The organism is Burkholderia sp. CCA53 (genome assembly GCF_001685525.1).
Taxonomy (GTDB): domain Bacteria; phylum Pseudomonadota; class Gammaproteobacteria; order Burkholderiales; family Burkholderiaceae; genus Burkholderia; species Burkholderia multivorans.
Genome location: NZ_BDDJ01000002.1, coordinates 2,177,518 through 2,198,858 on the forward strand (window position 1 = coordinate 2,177,518; position 21,341 = coordinate 2,198,858).

At 67.9% G+C, this 21,341-nt stretch carries 15 protein-coding genes, 1 pseudogene and 1 riboswitch; of the genes and pseudogenes, 5 read left to right on the forward strand and 11 right to left on the reverse strand.

Annotated features, from left to right (window positions below; all coding sequences use genetic code 11):
- Positions 1–7: 7 nt before the first annotated feature.
- A complete protein-coding gene (locus tag BCR55_RS25850; protein WP_065496493.1) occupies positions 8–1,936 on the reverse strand; it encodes a TonB-dependent receptor domain-containing protein in 1,929 nt (642 codons plus the stop codon).
- Positions 1,937–1,941: 5 nt separating this feature from the next.
- Here BCR55_RS25850 and BCR55_RS25855 point away from each other — a divergent pair, with 5 nt between their 5' ends.
- Both BCR55_RS25855 and BCR55_RS25865 read left to right on the forward strand, forming a co-directional pair.
- Positions 1,942–2,133 (forward strand): hypothetical protein, encoded by a 192-nt coding sequence (locus tag BCR55_RS25855; RefSeq protein WP_006403475.1) that lies wholly within the window; start codon positions 1,942–1,944, stop codon positions 2,131–2,133.
- 84 nt (positions 2,134–2,217) lie between these two features.
- Positions 2,218–2,412: riboswitch (cobalamin riboswitch) on the reverse strand.
- A 221-nt stretch (positions 2,413–2,633) separates the two neighbouring features.
- Positions 2,634–2,933 carry a hypothetical protein gene (locus BCR55_RS25865; protein ID WP_006396988.1) on the forward strand — a complete coding sequence of 100 codons (300 nt, stop codon included), beginning with the start codon at positions 2,634–2,636 and terminating at the stop codon, positions 2,931–2,933.
- 22 nt (positions 2,934–2,955) lie between these two features.
- Here BCR55_RS25865 and BCR55_RS25870 read toward each other — a convergent pair whose 3' ends face one another.
- The 4 genes from BCR55_RS25870 to BCR55_RS25890 all read right to left on the reverse strand — a co-directional run bounded on the left by BCR55_RS25870 (position 2,956) and on the right by BCR55_RS25890 (position 6,015).
- Positions 2,956–3,774, reverse strand: coding sequence for a class I SAM-dependent methyltransferase (locus BCR55_RS25870; RefSeq protein ID WP_059938752.1), 819 nt, complete (start codon positions 3,772–3,774; stop codon positions 2,956–2,958).
- 248 nt (positions 3,775–4,022) lie between these two features.
- A complete protein-coding gene (locus tag BCR55_RS25880; RefSeq protein ID WP_006403480.1) occupies positions 4,023–4,259 on the reverse strand; it encodes a hypothetical protein in 237 nt (78 codons plus the stop codon).
- A 90-nt stretch (positions 4,260–4,349) separates the two neighbouring features.
- Positions 4,350–5,330 carry a threo-3-hydroxy-L-aspartate ammonia-lyase gene (locus BCR55_RS25885; RefSeq protein ID WP_065496498.1) on the reverse strand — a complete coding sequence of 327 codons (981 nt, stop codon included), beginning with the start codon at positions 5,328–5,330 and terminating at the stop codon, positions 4,350–4,352.
- 61 nt (positions 5,331–5,391) lie between these two features.
- Entirely contained in the window at positions 5,392–6,015 is a 624-nt protein-coding gene (locus tag BCR55_RS25890) for a transcriptional regulator (protein ID WP_175403857.1), read from the reverse strand.
- 943 nt (positions 6,016–6,958) lie between these two features.
- Here BCR55_RS25890 and BCR55_RS25895 point away from each other — a divergent pair.
- On the forward strand, positions 6,959–8,824 hold the full coding sequence (locus tag BCR55_RS25895; protein ID WP_006403485.1) for a phosphoenolpyruvate carboxykinase (GTP): 1,866 nt from the start codon (positions 6,959–6,961) through the stop codon (positions 8,822–8,824).
- A gap of 174 nt (positions 8,825–8,998) precedes the next feature.
- On the opposite strand, the gene BCR55_RS25900 is transcribed toward BCR55_RS25895, so the two are convergent.
- The gene (locus tag BCR55_RS25900; RefSeq protein WP_053298520.1) at positions 8,999–10,663 is read right to left on the reverse strand and encodes an acid phosphatase; all 1,665 of its coding nucleotides are present in this window, start codon (positions 10,661–10,663) and stop codon (positions 8,999–9,001) included.
- Positions 10,664–11,013: 350 nt separating this feature from the next.
- On the opposite strand from BCR55_RS25900, the gene ftsH reads away from it, so the two are divergent.
- Complete coding sequence (ftsH, locus tag BCR55_RS25905) at positions 11,014–12,981, forward strand: ATP-dependent zinc metalloprotease FtsH (protein WP_045593355.1); 1,968 nt, start codon at positions 11,014–11,016, stop codon at positions 12,979–12,981.
- Between the two features lie 152 nt (positions 12,982–13,133).
- A complete protein-coding gene (locus BCR55_RS25910; protein ID WP_065496500.1) occupies positions 13,134–13,601 on the forward strand; it encodes an OsmC family protein in 468 nt (155 codons plus the stop codon).
- Positions 13,602–13,676: 75 nt separating this feature from the next.
- Here BCR55_RS25910 and otsA read toward each other — a convergent pair whose 3' ends face one another.
- The 5 genes and pseudogenes from otsA to BCR55_RS25930 form a co-directional block, all read right to left on the reverse strand.
- Positions 13,677–15,077 carry an alpha,alpha-trehalose-phosphate synthase (UDP-forming) gene (gene otsA / locus BCR55_RS25915; RefSeq protein WP_006403489.1) on the reverse strand — a complete coding sequence of 467 codons (1,401 nt, stop codon included), beginning with the start codon at positions 15,075–15,077 and terminating at the stop codon, positions 13,677–13,679.
- A gap of 268 nt (positions 15,078–15,345) precedes the next feature.
- On the reverse strand, positions 15,346–16,980 hold the full coding sequence (locus tag BCR55_RS25920; protein WP_006403490.1) for a methyl-accepting chemotaxis protein: 1,635 nt from the start codon (positions 16,978–16,980) through the stop codon (positions 15,346–15,348).
- A gap of 120 nt (positions 16,981–17,100) precedes the next feature.
- Positions 17,101–17,157: pseudogene (locus tag BCR55_RS33975) on the reverse strand (hypothetical protein); the annotation flags it as partial.
- 163 nt (positions 17,158–17,320) lie between these two features.
- Positions 17,321–19,354 carry a TonB-dependent receptor domain-containing protein gene (locus BCR55_RS25925; RefSeq protein ID WP_065496505.1) on the reverse strand — a complete coding sequence of 678 codons (2,034 nt, stop codon included), beginning with the start codon at positions 19,352–19,354 and terminating at the stop codon, positions 17,321–17,323.
- 536 nt (positions 19,355–19,890) lie between these two features.
- Positions 19,891–21,336 (reverse strand): sialidase family protein, encoded by a 1,446-nt coding sequence (locus BCR55_RS25930; protein ID WP_065496509.1) that lies wholly within the window; start codon positions 21,334–21,336, stop codon positions 19,891–19,893.
- Positions 21,337–21,341: the final 5 nt, after the last annotated feature.

Genomic DNA, 21,341 nt, shown 5'->3' on the forward strand with positions numbered 1-21,341 from the left:
GGTCCGATCAGAACGTATAGGCAATCTTGCCGAACGCGGTGCGGCCGACCGTGTTGTAACCGTAGGCCGTCATGTACTGCCGGTCGAACAGGTTCGACAGCAGCGCCGACACCGTCAGATGCGAATTGATCCGGTACGACGCACGCAGGCTTACGCTCAGATACGACGGCAGATACGTCGCGTTGGCCGGATCGTCGAACGTCGTGCCGCCGTACAGCAGCGATGCGCCGGTGCTCAGCGCATGCAGATGCAGTTCGTCCCACGAGTGATCGATGCTGACGCTCACAGTCTGACGCGGCCGGCGGTTCAGCCATGTCCGATTCGTCACGTCCTGCGGATTCAGGAAGCCGACCGCGACGCTGACGGGCGTCGAGCGGCCGAGCGTGCCCTTGTACGACAGATCGATGCCGCGAATATGCGCGCGGCCGATATTGATCGGCCCGAACGTGACGGGATCGTATGCGATCAGGTTGTGAACGCGCGTGTCGTAGAGCGCGGCCGTGAACGTACCGATTGCCGTGCTTGCGTCGACTGCCGCCTCGACCGAATTGCTGCGTTCCGGACTGAGCCGCGGATTGCCGTAGCCGGGGTAGTATAGATCGTTGAAGGTCGGCAGCCGGAACGCGTTGCCGTACGACACGCGCGCGGTGTAGACGGGCGTGATCGCCCATGCGAGCGCCGCGTTGCCGGTGTTGACCGCGCGGCCGGCGATGATCTCGTGACGGCCCGCCATGAACATCGTGACCTTGCCGAGCGTGATCGACTGATGCAGCGAGAACGCGGAGTCGTTGCGCGTCGGCACGCCGCCCGCCACGTCATTCGGCAGGAACGCCTGCTCGCGCGTGAAGTCGTACGCGAGCTTCGTCTCGCCGGACAGCGGCTGCCCGAGCAGCGTGAGCCCGCGCGTCTGATGCGTCAGCGACGTCGACGTGCTGATTCGCTGCGAATCGATCCGGTCGGTCGCGATGGTCCGATCGCCCGAATAGAAGAACTGCCGATCGTTCGCATAACCGAAGGACTGATCGAACTGCGTGTCGGGTGTGATGTCGACGTGGAGCGATACGCCGGTCGTCAGCTGATGATCGAGCTCGCGGTTCGCACCGCCGGCATTGTCGTACGACAGATCGGAGCGGTGATAGAGCGCGAACGTCGAGACCGACCAGTTGTCGCGCGCGTAGCCGAGCCGCGCGTCGACGTCCTGCGCATGGTACGGATTGCGGCCGTCCTCGTGACCGTATGCGAACGGCCGCGTCGCGTCGATGCCGGCCGTCGCGTAATCGTGCAGGCCGAGCGAGTAGGTGAGGCCGCCGAGCGCGGCCAGCGGTCCGGTCGACGGCACCGTGCCCGACGTACGCAGCTGCGTGTCGAACGTCTTGTTCGAGCCGCCGCCGAACGACACCGTCGTGCGGTTCGGCTGGTTCGACGCTCGGCGCGTGAACAACTGCACGACGCCGCCCATCGCGTTCGCGCCGAACGATGCGGCGGCCGGCCCGGAAATCACCTCGACGCGTTCGAATGCCTCGGTCGGCAGGTCGGACCACGGCGCGATGCCGGTGGTCGGCGAGCCGATCCGGATGCCGTCGACGAACACCGCGACCTGGTTCGCCGACGAGCCGCGGATGCTGACCGACGCGGTGGAGCCCGGCCCGCCGTTGTGCGAGACCGTGATGCCCGGCAGCGTCGCGAGCGCCTGCGTGATGCTCGGATCGCTCGGCGACAGGCGGTCGAGATCGTCGCGCGTGAGCACCTGCGTGCTCGCATAGCGGCGATCGAACGATTCGGGCAGATGGCGCGTGTCGGTAACGGTGATGGCCGGCAGCGCGCCGTCGTTCGACGGCTGCGCCGGCTGCTGCGCCGCGCCGTCGCCGGCGGCGTGCGCGAGCGGCGACAGGAACGCGGTGGCGGTGGTCGTGGCAAGAAGATGTCGGAGATTCATGAAGCGTGAGTCGTTATCGTGATGCGGGCGTGGCGGCGACGTGGGCGCAGGGCGCGCCGCCGTCGCGCGGCGGTGGCGTGGCCCGGCGAGGCCGGCTCGTGTCGCCGAACCGGCTGCACGCGGGCGCGCGAACGCGCGCGCACGGCAGCGTGCGTGCCGTGCGCGGGCAAACGGATGCGGAAGCGGTGGACATCTGACGGATCCTGAGGTCGGGCCGTCCTTGCAACGGGCGACCGCCGGCGGCGGCGCTTGCGCATCGGGACACCCCGCCCGCTGCGGCTGCTTGGACCTCGGTCGATGGCTGGTCTCCTGGCTCGCGGGTCGCCGCCCGGTGCCCGCCTTCCCGGTTTCCCAGTGGCGCGAAGGGCACGGACTCGCCGCTTACAGTTGCGGGGGCAGCCGCAGATTCCGGCGTGCGCCGTCACTGCGTTCCCATTTGATCCCGTCTCGCGGGAACCATCAGCGCGCAAGGGTAAGGGGCATGGCTTTCGCGCGTCAATCTTTCATGCACGCACCGGCGCGAAAAAACCACGCGCCGCGGCTGGCATCGGGTCCGCATTTGCGACGCGCCGTGCCACCCGTTTGGTATGACGAATCGTCGCGGAACGCACTCGACGACAGGCGCAGCGCCGTTGCGCTGCCCTGCTGCGCGCCCGGATAATGACGCGGCGCGCGCGATGCGCGCAGGAGGATGCCCATGCAATTTCCGACAGGATCCGTGACCGCGCTCAGTTCGGCCGCGGCGACGATGTTTTCGATGGGCATGCTGTTCCTCGGCTACTGGGGGCTGCACGAGCAAACGCCGTGGCAGTTCGGCGACTATGTCGTGATCGCGCTTGCGCTGTCCGGCTTCGCCTGCCTCGGGAGCGTGCCGTTTTTCGCGACGTCGCCGATGAAGCGCGCGGACGACGAAACGCAGATCGCCGTCGCGCGGCGCGTGTTTCTCGGCGGCGCGATCGCGGTGTGGTGCAGCATCCTTGCGTCGTTGATCCTGTAGTGCGCGCCGGCTGCGCCGGCCGTCAGCGGCTCGCGCCGAACACGTGCGCCTGGGTCTTGCCGTCCACCGGCCCCGCACCGAACCGCTCGGCAATCGTCTCCGTGCATGCGGTGGTCGCGTCTGCCAGCGTGTCGGGACCGATCGCCTCGAGTTCGTTGCGCAGCGGCGTGCCGTGGCAGTACGCGATCGCCGGCACGCCGGGCGTCGCCGCGCGGCTGTGCGCCGGCACCGTGTCGCAATAGAGCAGCGACGAGAAGCCGCCCGCGCGCACGTCGGCTTCGACCGTCGCGCGATCGTGGTAGCCGTGTGGCGTGCGCGCGAGAAACGTGGGCGGACGATCGGGGTAGCGCCGCGCGAGCGTCTGCGTGACGGTGTCGGCAAATTCGTTTTCGGCGATCCGGTCCCACACGTTGAACAGCAGCGTGCCGCCCGGTTTCAATACGCGATGCGCTTCCGCGAACGCGCGCGGCTTGTCCGGGAAAAACATCGCACCGAACTGGCAGATCACGAGATCGAAGCTCGCGTCGCCGTACGGCAGCCGCTGCGCGTCGGCCTGTTGCCAGACGACCGGCCGGCACGTGCCGACTTCCGCCGCGCGATCGAGCATCGGCCGGTTCAGGTCGGTTGCGACGAGCGTCGTGCCGTCCGGCAGCGCGCGGGACAGCGCCCGCGTCAGCGCACCGGTTCCGGCCGCGAGCTCGAGCACGCGCGTCGGCGCAATGATCGCGGCGCGCCTCGCGAGATCGATCGCGTACGGCTCGAACAGCAGCGGCACGAGGAGCGTGTCGTAGAGCGCCGGGATCGAGCCGGCGAACAGCGTGTCCGCATCATGGGGTTGCATCGGTGCCGCCTTTGCGCGACATGCGCGCCGTTGGACGAGCCGGTTCTCTCAGCGTAGATCGCACGGTGGCGTGCGGCCACGCTCGTTTTCCTGCATGGTCGTGCTGCGCGCGTCGGTACGCGGGCGTATGCACGCGCAACGCGCGACGCGGGTCGGGCACGCATGATGCAGGTTCGCTTGCCGCAGGCTGCATCGCTTCTCGAACAGGGCGGGCGAACGGCCGATACTCGCGTTCGCCGTCTGTGCCATTACAGATGCGCCGCGCCGTGCGAGCGGCCGGACGGATCGCCGCCGCGATCGGGCGGCGTATTGTTCTGATCGATCTTCGCCAGGACGAAGCGCGGCGCGGGCAACGCGCGCGACGTGCAGGGCGCGGCGGCGCACGGTGCGGCGAGCGGTGCACCGGACGGCACGGCGGCCGGTTGAGCGAACGCCGACAGGGAAGCGGCCGCCAATGCGGCGGCGACGATCGCATGCGTGTTCATGGCAACTCCTTCACGACGGACTGCGGGGATCACCTCGTCAGTCTAGGTCGCGAAACTTAACGCGACGTGAAGGGTGCGTTGCCGCTTCGCTCAGTCTTGCGGCCGGCTGGCGAGCAATGCGCTGAACGCGTCGAGATCGACGTTGCCGCCGCTGATCACGATGCCGACGCGCTTGCCCTTCAGCTCGTCCTTCATGCGTCGCGCGCCTGCGAACGACAGACAACCGGTCGGCTCGACGACAATCTTCATACGCGACGCGAACAGGCGCATGCATTCGACGAGCTCCTCGTCGGTCGCGGTGAGGATGTCGTCGACGTCGCGGCGGATGATCGGAAACGTGATGTTGCCGAGATGCTGCGTCTGCGCGCCGTCGGCGATCGTGCGCGGCGTGTCGATGTGGACGATCGCGCCCGAGCGGAACGATTGCTGACCGTCGTTGCCGGCTTCGGGTTCGACGCCGTACAGCCGCGCGTTAGGCGACAGCGCGCGCGTGGCGAGCGCGGTGCCCGACAGCAGACCGCCGCCGCCGAGCGGCGTGAATACCGCGTCGAGCAGGCCGACTTCGTCGAACAGCTCCATGGCCGCGGTGCCCTGACCGGCGATCACGTCGGGATGATCGTACGGCGGAATCAGCGTGAGCCCGTCGCGTTCCGCGAGTTCACGGCCGATCTGCTCGCGATCCTCGGTGTAGCGGTCGTACGTGACGACGGTGGCGCCGTAGCCGCGCGTCGCGGCGATCTTCGCGGCCGGCGCATCCTGCGGCATCACGATCGTCGCGGGAATCCCGAGCATGCGCGCGGACAGCGCGATCGCCTGCGCATGATTGCCCGACGAAAACGCAACGACGCCGCGACGGCGCTGCTCCGCATCGAAGCGCGACAGCGCGTTGAATGCGCCGCGGAACTTGAACGCACCCATGCGCTGCAGGTTCTCGCACTTGAAGAACACCTGCGCGCCGAGCGCGTCGTCGACCGTGCGCGACGTCATCACGGGTGTGCGGTGCGCGTGGCCGGCGATTCTCGCCGCCGCGGCGGCAACGTCGTCGAAGCTGGGGAGGGGCAATTTGTTCATGAGTCGCTCGAGTGAAAGAGTCCGTCAACAGCCGGGCACGGCGGCATGCCGCGCCCGTGCATCATTTCGCATCGTTGTACACCGTCGCGCGCGACACGCCGAGATGCTGCGACACGATCTCCATCGCGCGCCGGATCTCGAGCAAACCGTCCGCCTTCAACGTCTGCATCAGTTCGCGGCGCTGCTCCGTCTTCAGCTCGCGTGGCGTGGCGGCAAGCCGCGTCGCGAACGCGTCGATCCGCTGACGGATCGCATCGGCGCCCGCCGGGTCGAGCGTGTCGGCCACCGCGTCGCCGTCGGTGCTGCAGAATTGCGCGAGCATGTGCTGAAAGCCGCGGAACAGCGTGACGTCCGCATTCAGGCACAGTGCGGCGACGTAGCGCCCGCTCGAGTCCTTGATGCCGATCGAGGTGCTCTTCGCCGTGCGGCCGTCCGGGAAGCGGTTCGGGTAGTTTGCGAGCACCGGCGGGAAATCGTCGTCCGCGATGCGCGCGAGCCCGAGTTCGGTAGCCGGCTCGCCGACCGCGCGGCCCGACAGATTGTTGTGAATCGCGAGGATCGCCTGCTTCGGCGTGCGCAGATCATGCACGACGACTTCGGTGAACGGCGCGAACATCTGGCCGAGCCCTTCGGCGATGCGCTGCACCTGTTCGATCAGCGAGGCCTGCTCCGATTTCAACGACATCGCCGATGCGGCGGGCCGGCGGCTCGTGCGCTTCGCTTGCGCAACGGCGGACGTTCGCGCTTTCGGCTTCATCGACGCACTCCGCATGCGTGCGGCGAGATTGCGATGCGCGCGCCGGCATGAAAACGGATGCCGTTTCGGTTCGGCAGGCTACACAGAGAGTGCAAAGCAGGGCGATCGTGCATGTCGGTCCGGCAGCGTGAAACGGGAGTCGCAACGCGCGGCCACAGGCGACCGATACGCGCGATTTTCCCTGTTTGACAGTTCGTCCAAGTATAGACGTTTTGTCACGACATGCAAAATATCGCGCGGTGTGCAGCGATTCGTCCCGTCGATGTCGCTCGAAGTCGACGGCTACGCGCGGGCAACGCGATGACGCGGTCGAAGAGATGCGTGTTACTCCCGATTGTCTGTCGCGCCGCTTTGATCGGGTACGCGCGAGAGAGATGTTTGTGTACGCAACCTAATTCAGGGTTTGCCTGAGTAGCGAAAACACGGACACGCGCCACCCGTCGATGTCGCGCACGCGTCGCTGCGCGACAGGCCGAAATTGCCGCGTCCGCGAAACCCTTGTGCGGCGGACGTTCCGGCCGTTTCGTCCGACGTGCGGTGCGCAGCGAAGCAGTAAAAACGACCGGTACGCAACGCGCGTGCCGACGGTTCGTCAGATTTGTTTCTTGTTGCAACGCAACGCGCGGGCCAAATCGGCGATGGTATGCTGGCCGTCATGGAGTTGTTCGGCAGGTTGCATGCATGGCGAAACTCGCGTTCGCACCCTCTCAAGAGACTTCACTTTCTCTCGCACGCCTCGCGGCATCGACACGCGCTGAATCGGCGCGCTCCGACCTGCGCGTCGCCGCATCCTGCCCTCCGCACGCATTCCGCATCTCGCGGGCCTCGCCCGCATCCCCGATCCCCGCCCAATAAATCTGGAGACGTCATCATGTCGCACAACAATCTGGCCGAAGCGACACACGGCCCGCTGATCGCTCCCCCCGCTTTCGTCAAACACCGCAAACTGATCGACTGGGTTGCGCGCATCGCCGAGCTGACGGAGCCCGAACGCGTCGTCTGGTGCGACGGCTCGCAGGCCGAATACGACGCGCTGTGTCAGGCGATGGTCGATCAGGGCACGCTCAAGCGCCTGAATCCGGCGAAGCGCCCGAACTCGTATCTCGCGCAGTCCGATCCGTCGGACGTCGCGCGCGTCGAAGACCGCACGTTCATCTGCGCCGCGTCGCGCGACGACGTCGGCCCGACCAACAACTGGATCGCGCCCGACGAAATGCGCGAAACGCTCGACGGGCTGTTCCGCGGCTCGATGCGCGGTCGCACACTGTATGTCGTGCCGTTCTCGATGGGCCCGCTCGGCTCGCCGATCGCGCATATCGGCGTCGAGCTGTCCGACAGTCCGTACGTCGCGGTGAACATGCGGATCATGACGCGCATGGGACGCGACGTATACGACGTGCTCGGCGAAGACGGCGAATTCGTGCCGTGCGTGCACAGCGTCGGTCATCCGCTCGAGCCTGGTCAGCAGGACGTGCCGTGGCCGTGCAATCCGGTCAAGTACATCGTGCATTTCCCCGAGACGCGCGAGATCTGGAGCTTCGGCTCCGGCTACGGCGGCAATGCGCTGCTCGGCAAGAAATGCTTCGCGCTGCGGATCGCATCGACGATGGGCCGCGATCAGGGCTGGCTCGCCGAACACATGCTGATCCTCGGCGTGACGTCTCCGGCCGGCAAGAAGTATCACGTCGCGGCCGCGTTCCCGTCCGCATGCGGCAAGACGAACTTCGCCATGCTGATTCCGCCGCAGGGCTTCGACGGCTGGAAGGTCACGACGATCGGCGACGATATCGCGTGGCTGAAGCCGGGCGCCGACGGCCGGCTCTACGCGATCAACCCGGAGGCCGGCTATTTCGGCGTCGCGCCCGGCACCGGCGAGAAGACGAATCCGAATGCGCTCGCGACGCTGAAGGAAAACGTGATCTTCACGAACGTCGCGCTGACCGAAGACGGCGACGTATGGTGGGAAGGGCTGACCGACACGCCGCCGGCGAAGCTGACCGACTGGCAAGGCAATACGTGGACGCCGGAAATCGGCAAGGAAACAGGCCGCAAGGCCGCACATCCGAACTCGCGCTTCACCGCGCCGGCCGCGCAGTGCCCGTCGATCGACGCCGACTGGGAGAACCCGGCCGGCGTGCCGATCGACGCATTCATCTTCGGCGGACGCCGCTCGACCACGGTGCCGCTCGTGACCGAAGCGCGCGACTGGGTCGAAGGCGTGTACATGGCCGCGACGATGGGTTCCGAAACGACGGCTGCAGCCGCCGGCCAGCAGGGCGTCGTGCGGCGCGACCCGTTCGCGATGCTGCCGTTCTGCGGCTACAACATGAGCGACTACTTCGCGCACTGGCTGAAGCTCGGCAAGCAGCTGGAGCGCGCCGGCGCGACGCTGCCGAAGATCTATTGCGTGAACTGGTTCCGCAAGGACGCGGACGGCCGCTTCGTATGGCCGGGATTCGGCGAGAACATGCGCGTGCTGAAGTGGATGCTCGATCGTCTCGAAGGCGAGGGCGGCGGCAGCGAGCATGCGTTCGGCGTGTCGCCCGCGTATGACGATCTGCACTGGGACGGCCTCGACTTCACGCGCGAGCAGTTCGACGCGGTCACGTCGATGAACGCGGAAGAATGGCGCGAAGAGCTGAAGCTGCACGCGGCGCTGTTCGATACGCTGAAGCTGCGGCTGCCGGCTGAACTGACCGACACGATGAAGAAGATCGAGCAGCGTCTCGACGCCTGACGATCGGCATCGTCCGCGACGCCCCGCTGTCGGCACCGAACCGGCAGCGGGGCGTTTTTTTCAGCGACACGAAAGGCGACGCGATGCGACGGCGGATGCGACTGCCGCGGGACGCGGCGCACGATGTCCCGCGAGCCGCTTCGTCGATCGCACGCGCGGCACGACCACAGATGCTCAACCGAGATCGAGCGCGTTGGTCAGATCGCCGGGCGGCGTCGCGCCGCGTGCCGCGAATGCCTGGTTGCGCGCGACGATTCCGTCGAGCGGCGCGAGGCCGTGCACGCGGCTGATGAAGCGCAGGATCGAGTTCGTGTCGTACAGCGTGTGGTCGACGTAGCCCTTTTTCGCGAACGGCGCGATCACCAGCGCGGGAATCCGCGAGCCGGGGCCCCAGCGGTCGCCGACCGGCGGCGCGACGTGATCCCACCAGCCGCCGTTCTCGTCGTGTGTCATCACGATCACCGTGTTCTCCCACTGCGGCCCGCGCCGGATATGCTCGATCACGGTCGCGATGTGGCGGTCGCCCGACTCGACATCCGCGTAGCCCGCATGCATGTTCAGGTTGCCTTGCGGCTTGTAGAACGCGACGGCGGGCAGGCGGCCCGCGTCGATGTCGGCGATGAAGCGGTTCGTCGACGGATCGTCGCCGAGCCCTGCATCGCGCAAATGCCGGCGGCGCGCTTCGGTGCCGGGCGCGTAGTTCGCGAAGTAGTTGAAAGGCTGGTGGTGGTACTGGAAATCGGGCACGGTGCCCGTGTCGCGATGCTCGAGCGCGTACTGCCACGCGCCGCTATACCACGCCCAGTCGATCTGCTTCTCCGAGAGCCGGTCGCCGATCGTCGCGTAGACCTGCGGCGGCAACACGCGATGGTCGTCCGGATCGGCGAACGCGGAGTTGCCGTTCGCGGGCGGCGGCACGTAGCTCGGCTGGTACGGCGGCGCCATCGTGTTCACGCCGTAACCGTCGGGCGTCAGCGGGCCGTCGCCGACGAACTTCGGCGGGCCGTCGAGCGCCGACGCCGGCGAATCGGCGGCCAGCTTCAGCCGCGTGCCGGCCGGATCGTCGCCGTCGAGCACCGACAGCAGCTTTGCCGCGTGCGGGTGCTTGTGCGCATCCGGGTAGCGCGGCGGCTGTGCGCCGATCAGGTACATATGGTTCAGCCAGGAGCCGCCGAATGCGGCCATGAAGAAGTTGTCGCACAGCGTGTATTGACGCGCGAGATTCCATAGGCGCAACGTGTCGGCCGAATTGCGGTAATGGCCCATCACGAGGCCGCCCGAGTCGGCCCATGCGGCGAACTGGTTGTTGCGGCCCGCCGCGATCTGCATCTGGTTCTGATAGAAGCGGTGCCACAGGTCGCGCGTGATCACGCCGTTCGGCAGCGGCTTGCCGTCCTTGTCCGTCAGCTGGAACGGCCCGTTCGGCAGCTTGTCGATGTCGCGCTCGCCGATCATGTAGCGCTTGCCGTTCACTTCCTGCGCCTGCGGCACGAGGCCGCCCCAGATCTTCGGCAGCACCGGCAGCGGCGTCTTGCCGTCGCGGTCGAGCTGCTGCGCCTGCTCGGGCGCCACCGCGCTCAACGGATAGCGCACGCCGGGGAAATCGCCGTACAGGTTCGCGAAGCTGCGATTCTCCGCGTAGATCACGACGATGTGGCGCACATGGTGGCGCAGCGCTGCGTCGACGCGCAGGTCGGCCGCGGAGCGCGGCGCGCCGCCGGGCGCGGTTTCGCAGCCGTTCAGCGCGAGGCCCGCGCCGAGTGCGGCGAGGCCGCCGAGCACACGGCGGCGGTCGGGATCGTCGGGAAGGTCGTCGGGGCGATCGGGGGTGTCGTTCACGTCGTGTGCTCCTCGCGGGTTGGGATGTCGCTCGATGCGCCGGCGTTCGGCCGACGCCGCGCGGTTGCGGCCGCCGCACCGGGCGGCCGTTGTCATGAAATTGTCATGAACGCGACTATAGCGCGACCGCGCCCGGCAGCGAAAGGCGCGCGCGGCGTGCTGCGGCCGCGCATGCGCGACGCGCGTGCGCGAACTAGACTGGAATCGACGGGCCGCGCGTCGCGACGGGCGGCCGGCGCGAATGCCGCGCGGCGGCGCAGGCCCGCGGCGACGCCGCGGCGTCATTGATGCGACGAAACGAAACGACGACGAAGCGCACGACGTGCGGCTTCGCCGCGCATGCCGATGCCATGGACAGGAAATTCGACTACCCGGGGCTGCTGATCGCGGCGGGTTTCTTCGTGCTGTTCGCCGCGCAATTGCTGACGCTGCGGCCGGCGGCGACGTCGATCGCATACAGCGATTTCCACCGGCTCGTCGATGCGCGGCTCGTCGACGATCTCGAGATCGGCTCGGCGTCGATCTCGGGCACGCTGCGCATGCCGAAGGCGGCCGCGATGCTGCCGGCGTCCGATGCCGACGCCGCGAAGACGGCCGGCGCGCCGTGGCGCTTCACGACCGAGCGCGTGCCCGACGAGCGGCTGATCGATACGCTGACGGCAGCCGGCATCCGCTACCGCGGCGCGCCGGATACGAGCTGGCTCGTCTCGCTCGCGTCGTGGCTGCTGCCGCTGGCCGCGTTCGCGTTCGTCTGGACGCTGATGCTGCGACGACGCGGCGGGCTGCAGGATTTCACGGGGATGGGCAAGAGCCGCGCGCGCGTCTACGTGCAGCAGGAAACCGGCATCACGTTTGACGACATTGCCGGCATCGACGAAGCGAAGGCCGAGCTGCAGCAGATCGTCGCGTTCCTGCGCAATCCCGAGCGCTATCAGCGGCTCGGCGGCAAGATTCCGAAGGGCGTGCTGGTCGTCGGCGCACCGGGCACCGGCAAGACGCTGCTCGCGCGTGCGGTCGCCGGCGAGGCCGCGGTGCCGTTCTTCTCGATCAGCGGCTCGGCGTTCGTCGAGATGTTCGTCGGCGTCGGCGCCGCGCGCGTGCGCGATTTGTTCGAGCAGGCGCAGCAGAAGGCGCCGTGCATCGTGTTCGTCGACGAGCTCGATGCGCTGGGCAAGGTGCGCGGCGTCGGCCCGATGTCCGGCAACGACGAGCGCGAGCAGACGCTCAATCAGCTGCTCGTCGAGATGGACGGCTTCCAGGCCAATTCCGGCGTGATCATCATGGCCGCGACCAACCGGCCCGAGATCCTCGACCCCGCGCTGCTGCGTCCGGGCCGCTTCGACCGGCACATCGCGATCGATCGCCCCGATCTGAACGGTCGCCGGCAGATTCTCGGCGTGCACGTGAAGCGCGTGAAGCTGGCCGCCGACGTCGATCTCGGCGAGCTTGCGTCGCGCACGCCGGGCTTCGTCGGCGCCGATCTCGCGAACGTCGTGAACGAAGCCGCGCTGCACGCGGCCGAGCTCGGGCGCGCAGCGATCGGCATGGACGACTTCGACGAGGCGATCGACCGCGCGATGACGGGCATGGAGCGCAAGAGCCGCGTGATGAACGAACAGGAGAAGACGACGATCGCCTATCACGAGGCCGGCCACGCGCTCGTCGCGCAGTGCCGCGCGCACTGCGATCCGGTGAAGAAGGTGTCGATCATTCCGCGCGGCGTCGCGGCGCTCGGCTACACGCAGCAGGTGCCGACCGAGGACCGCTACGTGCTGCGCAAGAGCGAACTGATGGATCGTCTCGACGTGCTGCTCGGCGGACGCGTCGCGGAAGAGCTCGCGTTCGGCGACGTGTCGACCGGCGCGCAGAACGATCTGGAACGCGCGACGGCGATGGCGCGCCACATGGTGATGCAGTACGGGATGAGCGAGCGGCTCGGGCTTGCGACGTTCGACGACGGCGACGGCCGCACGGGAAGCGCGAATGCCTGGCATCCGGGCGACGGCCGTTGCAGCGAACATACCGCGCGTCTGATCGACGACGAGGTGCGCACGCTCCTCGCCGATGCGCATGCGCGCGTCGCGGCGACGCTCGGCGAACGGCGCGACGCGCTCGAGCGCATCGCGCGCCGGCTGCTGCAGTGCGAGGTGGTCGAGCACGACGCGCTGCAGGCGCTGATTGACGGTCGCGCCGACCCGCCGGCCGGCGCCGGCGATGCGGGTGCCGCGACGCTCGGCCCGGCGCGTGCGCCGGAACGCGCGTCGGCAGTCGAGCGCGAGTTCGTCGCGTACGGGCCGCCGCGCGAGCCCGATCGCTGAAGAAGGCGTTCGCCTTCGAGGCGGCCGCCCGTCGCCGGTCGCCGCCGGCTGCGCGCGCGTCGCCGCATACGGTTCGCCCGTCGCGCAAGCGATGCCCGCGGCGCCGCGACGCACCGGTCTTCCTGTCCTTCCTTGCCTTAGACGGAGTCGCCATGAGCGAGGTGCACGTATCGATCGATGTCGCGCAGCGCGCGCGTTTCAGCTTCGAAGTGACGTTTGCCGGCACGACGCTGGCGCCGGTCGTGACCGACGAGCCGCCGCCGCTCGGCGAAGGCCGCGGACCGAACCCGGTCCGGCTGCTGGCGGCGTCCGTCGCGAGCTGTCTCGCGGCGAGCCTGCTGTTCGCGCTCGAGCGGCAGCGCGTCGATCCGCAGCCGGTCGGCGCGCACGTCGACGTCGACATGGTTCAGGACGACGCGGGCGCCGTGCGCGTCGGCGCGATGGCGGTGCGCCTCTCGGTCGGCCGCACGTGGGCCGAACTCGCGACCTCGGCGCAGGCGCTCGAGCGCTTCGATGCGTATTGCGTGGTGACCGAAAGCGTGCGGGCCGGCATTCCGATCTCGATCGACGTGCGCGACGCGAACGGCGCGTTGCTGGTCAGCGAACAGACGGGGACTTAAAGCCGCGACGCGGCGATGCGGCGGTGCGGCGAACGATTGGACGCAGACGAAGCGGGCCCGTCGACGCGCGACGCGCTACGTCGCATCCGCGACTTCGGCCGCTTCCGCGAGCGCTTCGAGAAAGCGCTTGCGCCACCACTGCACGTCGGTGCGCCGCAACGTCGCCATCAGCGCGGCATGACGCTGACGGCGCTCGTCGAGCGGCATCGCCAGCGCACGCTGGATCGCCTGCGCGGTGCCTTGTGTGTCGTACGGATTCACGAGCAGCGCTTCCTTCAGCTGCTCGGCCGCACCGGCGAAGCGCGACAGCACGAGTACGCCGGGATCGGCTTCGTCCTGCGCGGCGAGGAATTCCTTCGCGACGAGATTCATCCCGTCGCGCAGCGGCGTCACGAGCGCGACGCGGCTCGCGCGATAGAGTCCCGGCAGCCGCTTGCGCGCGACCGTGCGATGGATGTAGCGCATCGGCATCCATTCGAGCTCGCCGTAGTCGCCGTTGATCGCGCCGCACAGACTGTCCATTTCGCGGCGCAGATCGTCGTATGCGCCGAGATCCTCGCGGCTCGGTGCCGCGATCTGGATCAGCGTCGCGCGATTGCGGTTCTCCGGATATTGTTCGAGCAATTGCCGAAACGCATGCACGCGCTGCGGCAGTCCCTTCGTGTAGTCGAGCCGGTCGACGCCGACGAGCAGTTGTCGGCGCGAATACTCGTCGCGCATCCGCTCGAACATGTCGATGCCGTCGCGATCGTCGGCGAGCGCCGCGAATTCGTCGACGTTGATGCCGATCGGAAACGCGCCGGCCGACAGCGTGCGGCCGAAGGCGCGCAGCCGCCCGTCCGCGAGGCGCGCGGCGCCGGCTTCCGCTTCGACGTAATGCTCGAAGTGGAGCAGGTCGGCCTCGGTCTGGAAGCCGACGAGGTCGTACGCGAACAGCGAGCGCATCAGCCATTCGTGCTCCGGGATCGCAGCCATGATCGGCGGCGGCGGCACCGGGATGTGCAGGAAGAAGCCGATCGGATTCGTGCAGCCCATCGCGCGCAATTCGGCCGCGAGCGGAATCAGCTGATAGTCGTGAACCCACACGACGTCGTCGGGCCGCAGCAGCGTGCGCAGCCGACGCGCGAACAGCTGGTTCACGCGCCGGTAGCCGTCGGCGAAACGGCGGTCGAACTGCGCGAGATCGAGCCGGTAATGGAACACCGGCCACAGCACGTTGTTCGAGTAGCCGAGGTAGTACGCGTCGTAATCCTGTGGATCGAGATCGATCGTCGCGAGCTGAATGCCGCCGACGTTCTGGATCTGCACGTCGTCGCCGTGTGCGGGCTGCGCGTCGGCGCTGCGTAGCTTGCCGCTCCAGCCGAACCAGACGCCGCCCGTTTCCTGCAGGCTGTCTTTCACGGCGACGGCGAGACCGCCGGCCGCGGCTTTACGGGGATCTGCAATGCGATTCGATACGACGACGAGACGGCTCACCAGCTCTCCTGACGGTTGTTGAGGGAAAGGTCGTGCGGCCGGGCGCGCAGCGGATGCCGCCAAGGTCGCGACGCGCGCGACGGGACCGCAGTACGATCGGACCGGAGCCAGGGGCACGCGGCTCGCAGCCCGAACGAGGAGTGCTTTTTTAGGATACTCGCCAATCGTCCGTTTTAAAAGTCTGCATCCATACGCGTACGCCGCCCCCATGCGCCGTGCGGCGTACGATGCAGGCGCGGGACCGGAATTTGCTCGCCGGCGTGCAGCGTTATGCAGCGGCCGTCTGCCAGCGAGACGCGGCGTGCGGCGGCGTGCTGCCGTCGCTCGCTTGCGCAGGCGCACCGGCCGGCATCCGGAACGCGGCGACCGTCTGCGACAGTTCGCGTCCCTGTGCGTCGAGCGACTTCGACGCAGCGGCCGCCTGTTCGACGAGGGCCGCGTTCTGCTGCGTCGTCTGATCCATCTGCGTGATCGTCAGGTTCACCTGTTCGATGCCGCGGCTCTGTTCGGCCGACGCCGCCGCGATCTCGCCCATGATGTCGGTCACGCGCGCGACCGCCTGCGTGACGTCGGCCATGGTCCTGCCGGCTTCGTCGGCGAGCGCCGAGCCGTCACGGATCGTCTGTACCGACGCGCCGATCAGCGCCTTGATCTCCTTCGCCGCGGTGGACGACCGCTGCGCCAGGCTGCGCACTTCGCTCGCGACGACCGCGAAGCCGCGCCCCTGTTCGCCGGCACGCGCGGCTTCGACGGCCGCATTCAGCGCAAGGATATTGGTCTGGAACGCGATGCCTTCGATGATGCCGGTGATGTCCGCGATCTTCGACGAGCTGTCGCCGATCTCCGTCATCGTGTCGACCACGCGGCCGACCACCGCGCTGCCGCGCTGCGCGACGTCGGACGCGTTCGCGGCGAGTGCGCTCGCCTGCTGCGCGTTCTCCGCGTTGAGCCGTACCGTCGACGTGAATTCCTCCATCGTCGCGGCCGTCTCCTGCAGCGACGCCGCCTGCTCCTCGGTGCGCTGGCTCAGATCGAGGTTGCCGGCCGCGATCTCGCCGACGGCGTGCGCGATGCTATTGGACGAGTCGCGCACGCGGCCGACGATGTCGATCAGTCGCGCGTTCATCGTGCGGAGCGCATCGAGCAGGTCGCGCGTCTCGTCGTTGCCCGTTACGGCGATGCGACTGCCGAGATCGCCCTGCGCAACGGTGCGCGCGACGTCGACCGCGACCGCGATCGGCGCGGTGATCCGGCGCGTGATCCACAGGCCGCCGCCGATCGCGAGCAGCAGCGAGCCGATGCAGATGCCGGCGAGCAGGTTGCGTTCGCGCACGTAGCGATCGCCGAACGATTCCGCGATCGCATGTTCGCGTTCGCGCGTATAGGTTGCGTACGCATCGGTCGCCCGCACGAGCTGCGCGAGCAGCGGCCGGCAGCGATCGTCGATGTCGGCGGCCGCCTCGTCCTTCCTGCCGGCCTGCGCGAGCGACACGATGTTCAGCGCGACGGGGCCGTAGCTGCGCTCGATGCGCGCGATGGCGGCCACCAGTTCGCGCGCACGATCGGTCGTATCGTGCGCGTTCGCGATCAGCGCCTGCAGTTTCGCGATGCGATCCTGCACGTCCTTGTGCGCGCGCTGCACGTCGGCGAGTTCGAGTTCGACGTCGGACGGCTTCGTCACGAGCACGAGATTGCGCGCGGCGATCGCGCGCCGGTCGACGGCCTCGCGAATCTGCTCGGACAATTGCGCGCGTGCGCTGATGCCGTTCATGTAGCGGAAGAATTCGTCGTTGGCGTTGGACAGCGCATTGAGCGCCATCGCGGACACGATGACGACGATGGCGGCGAGCATGCCGAAGCCGCCGAGCAGTTTTGCCTGGATGGTTATTCTGGTGATTTTCACAATGGCCCTCTTGCGCGGATGGGGAAACGGAATTCGGCCGTAGCAGGCCGATGCCGCATTTAACGGGTATTCGCAGCCATTTCTTTACCCGTCGAAACCCTGATTTTTATTTCTATTAATTCAACCGCGATTCGGTAACGCCATGCTGCAACGCACGGTTCGTGCGCCGCGAGGTAATCACCGGCGATTCATTCGTTTCATATCCGGATAATGAAACCGGCTTTGTTGCATTTGGCAAACCGGTATTCATCATTGAATGATCCGCCGTTCCGATTCGCTCGATCGACGAATGACCGGTATTGCAGTGTCGATATGATGCGAATCGGAACGGCGAGTGCAATCAGAACGTCGTGCGCAATCCGGCCATCACGCTGCGTCCGCCTTGCGGCGCGAAACCGCGCACGACGGAGGTCGCGTAGCGGATGTCCTGGTTCGTCAGGTTGTCGCCGCGCAGATACGCGAGCCAGTGCGTTGCGCCGACGCGGAACTTGTATGTCAGCACCACGCCGAGCGAGGTATAGCCGGCGGTCGGTTCATCGTCGGCGGGCACGCGATGCTGCGACCACGCGTGCGTGAGCTGCGCGCGTGCGCCGAACGGGCCGTAGCCGTAGTCGGCCGCGAGCGTCGCGCGCAGCGGCGCGATGCGCGGCAGCGGCTCGCCGGTGTCGACGTTGCGCGCATGCGTATAGTCGGCCGTCAGCTCGAGGTCGACCGTGTGGCCGCTGTGCGCGTACACGCGATACTTGCCGTCCAGCTCGATGCCGTAGAACTCCGCGCGCACGCCGCGATAGACGGCCTCGGCGAGCGCGTCGTCGGTGCCGCGCGGGACCGGCTCGCCGTCGCTGTCGACGATGCGTCCGGTTGCGTATTCGGCCAGATAGTTCGAAAAGCGGTTGTAGAACACGCCGACGCTGCCGCGATTCGGTCCGCTCGCATAGCGCAGCGACAGATCGGTCGACACGGCCTTTTCCTTCGACGCATTCGGATTGCCGATCAGGTACTGCCCCGTCGCATCGTGCGGGCCGTTCGAATAGAGCTCGTAGAACGTCGGCGCGCGTTCGGTGTAGGCGACGTTGGCGGCAATCGACCAGACGGGTGTCAGCGAAAACAGCGCGCCGGCCGACACGCTGCCTGCGTTGAACGTGCGCGATTGCGCGCCCGCGAATTTCTCGACGCCGGCCGGATCGGGATCGACGTTGACATGCTCGATGCGTCCGCCGAGGCTCAGCTTCAGCGCCGGATCGACCTGCCATTCCTCGAGGCCGAACAGCGCGACGCTGTTGGTGCGCGTCGACGGAACGAGCGTTTCGTCGCCGAGCGCGGAAAACGTGTTGCCGCCGAACTGTACGCCGATCGCGCCTTCGAGCGGCCCGATCTTGCGGTGCCGCGCCTCGAGGCGCGCCTCGTAGCCGCGATTGCGGAACGTCGTCGCGGTTTCGCCGTTGTCGACTTCCTTGTGGCGGTAATCGGTGTAGGCGAAGTCGAATTTCAGCGTCGAGAACGGCCCGCGCAGGTTGCGCGCCTCCGACGCGAAGGCGAGGCGCTCCTGACGCATGCGCAGCCGCACGTCGTCTTCGGCGACCGATCCGTAGTTCGATTCGTAGCCGCTGTACGACAGGCCCGCGAAACCGTCGGCCCACGTGTACGACGCACCGACCGCGCCGCCGTGCACGCGGCCGTCGCTGTTCGGCACGCTGCCGACCGGCTGCGGCGTGTCGGGGCCGTCGAGCGCGCGTTGCGTATCGCTGCGCGCATAGCCGGGAATCCGCAGCTTGCCGGTTTCGCGATCGAATGCGTCGACGTGGAACGCGAAACGGCCGTTGCCGCCTTCGACCTGCGCGGCGCCCGCGCGCGTGGCGTTCGCGCCGCCGTAGCGGACGTCGAGCGCACCGGTCGGGCCATCGATCGCCTCACGCGGGATCCGGTTGTCGATCGTGTTCACGACGCCGCCGATCGCGTTGCCGCCGTACAGCAGCGCCGCCGGGCCGCGCACGATCTCGACGCGCTCGATCGACAGCGGGTCTTCCGGCACGGCGTGGTCGTACGACAGCGACGACGCATCGTAGGCAGCCACGCCGTTCTGCAGCAGCCGGATCCGGTCGCCGTCCATGCCGCGCACGATCGGGCGGCCGACCATCGGCCCGTACGTGGTGGTCGATACGCCGGGCAGGCCGTTCAGCGTTTCGCCGAGCGAGTCGGCCTGGCGGCGCAGCAGTGCATCGCCGGACAGCTGCGCGGTGGGCGCGATCAGCTCGGCGTCGCCGAGCGGATTCGCGGTGACGAAAATCGGCGCGAGCGGCGCGCCGTTCGAGGACGGCGACGTAGCGATTGCGGACGTGTCGGTTTGCGCATGGGCAAGGGCGGCGAGCGCCATCAGCGAAACGGGCGAGAGCGGGCGGAGCGGAAGACGTGGAACACGTGGAAGACGTGGGAGGTCGCGCATGGTCGATGAGTCGGTTGAAGTCTGTCGGAATCGGATCGGGGGCAAGCCCGGCGCGCCGCGAATCGGTTTCATATCGATACGATATATTGTTGCGTTTACGGCGCGCAGCGACCCGCTGGAACATCGCTCGATTCGGCCGCCACGCCGGTCAGGCGGGCATCGGACGATCGAGATCGTGAATGATACGTTATATCATTTCGGGCTCCAAGCCGACCGAACGGACAACGGCCGACGCCGCCACGCGATGCACGGCGAGCCGATAGCGGAGGAGATGGGGAAGGCGGGGAAGGCGGGGAACGCGGGGAACGCGGGGAACGCGGGGAACGCGGGGAACGCGGGGAACGCGGGGAACGCGGGGAACGCGGGCGGCGGCCGCGTCGGGAACCGAGCGGCCGCGCATGGTCGAATGCAGCACGGTGGCCGCACGGTGGCCTGCATCGCCGCGGCGGCGCGGCGCGTACGCCGGCTTACGGCGCGAAGAACACGTCGGTGCGGTTCGTCAAATTGCCCGAATTCGTCTGCACGAACAGCGGATGGAACGACGACGACGGCAGCACGTCGAGCCCCTGATAGTCGCCGATGAAGAACCCTTCCGCGTACGGCGCGAGCATCATGTCGAACGGCCCGCCGACACGGCGTTCGTCGACGAACGTCACACCGCCGTCATGCGACACCTTGCGCCAGAAGCCGGTCGGCAGCGTCGTCGTGTTGCCGGCCTGCAGGTCGCGGAAATCGTAGTACGTGACCATCACGGTGCCCGCATTGTCGACGCGCACCGACGGGTTGAACGCCGGGCGCCCGGTCGGCGTGTTGACCTGCAGCGGCGCGCTCCAGGTCGCGCCGCCGTCTTTCGACGTCGACAGCGCGATCTCGTCGTACTGGCCGCCGTTGAAGCGGCTGTCCTGCCACACGACGTACAGCTGCCCCGACGCCGAATCGATCGCCGGCTCCGGAATGATGTCGCCGGTCCGCACGGGCGCGCCGGTGTTCGGATCGGTGACGCCGACCGTCTGCAGTCCCGCGATCACTTGCGGCTTGCTCCACGTCGCGCCGTCGTCGGTCGACTTCACGAACGCGACCTTGCCGGCCGCCTTGCTGAACGGCGGCTGGATCAGGTCGAAGAAGTCGTACAGCGTGCCCGTCTTCGGATCGACGACGATCTGGTTGCCGATCGTCTGCTGACGCGACGCAACGGTGACGATCACCTTCGCGGGGCTCCACGTGCGGCCGCCGTCGATCGTCTTCGAGAAGAACGTCGGCCCGCGATACGCGGCCGTATGCAGGTTCGCGTACGGATTGCCGTTGGGCAGTTCGAGCCGGTCCCACACCGCATAGGCGGTGCCGGCCTTCACCGGGTTCGCGGTCACCGATTCCTTGTCGTTGAAGAACTGCGTGGTCGGTTCGTCGTTCGCGATCAGCACGGCCGGGCTGCTCCACGTCTGCCCGCCGTCCGTCGATACCGACGCGGCCACCGCGTTGCTGTTGTTCGACTGGTTGAACGAGATCGACACCGAGTACGCGGTGCCGTCCGGCCCGAACGAGACCCACGGATCGGACGCGCGCTCGTACTTGAGCCCGCCGGGCGCACACGCGCTGAACGGCTGCGGCGTGCGCGCCCACGTCGCGCCGCCATCGAACGTGTAGCCCGCGACGAGCCCGTGCGCGCCGCCGTTCGACCAGCGGTCCTGCTGCCATACGCCGATCATGTTCAAGGGATTCGCGGGGTTCACCGAGAGCCAGGGTTCGACTTCGGCGTTCACGTAGTTGGTACCGGGGCCGCCGATCGTGCACGCCGCGAACGGACTCGGTCCCGATACGACGACCGGTTCCGCGTGCGCCGCGGCGGCGGCCGCGCAGGCAAGCGCGGCGGACAGACGGGTGACGAGCGAGTGAGGCACGGTGATGCGTCGCATGGACT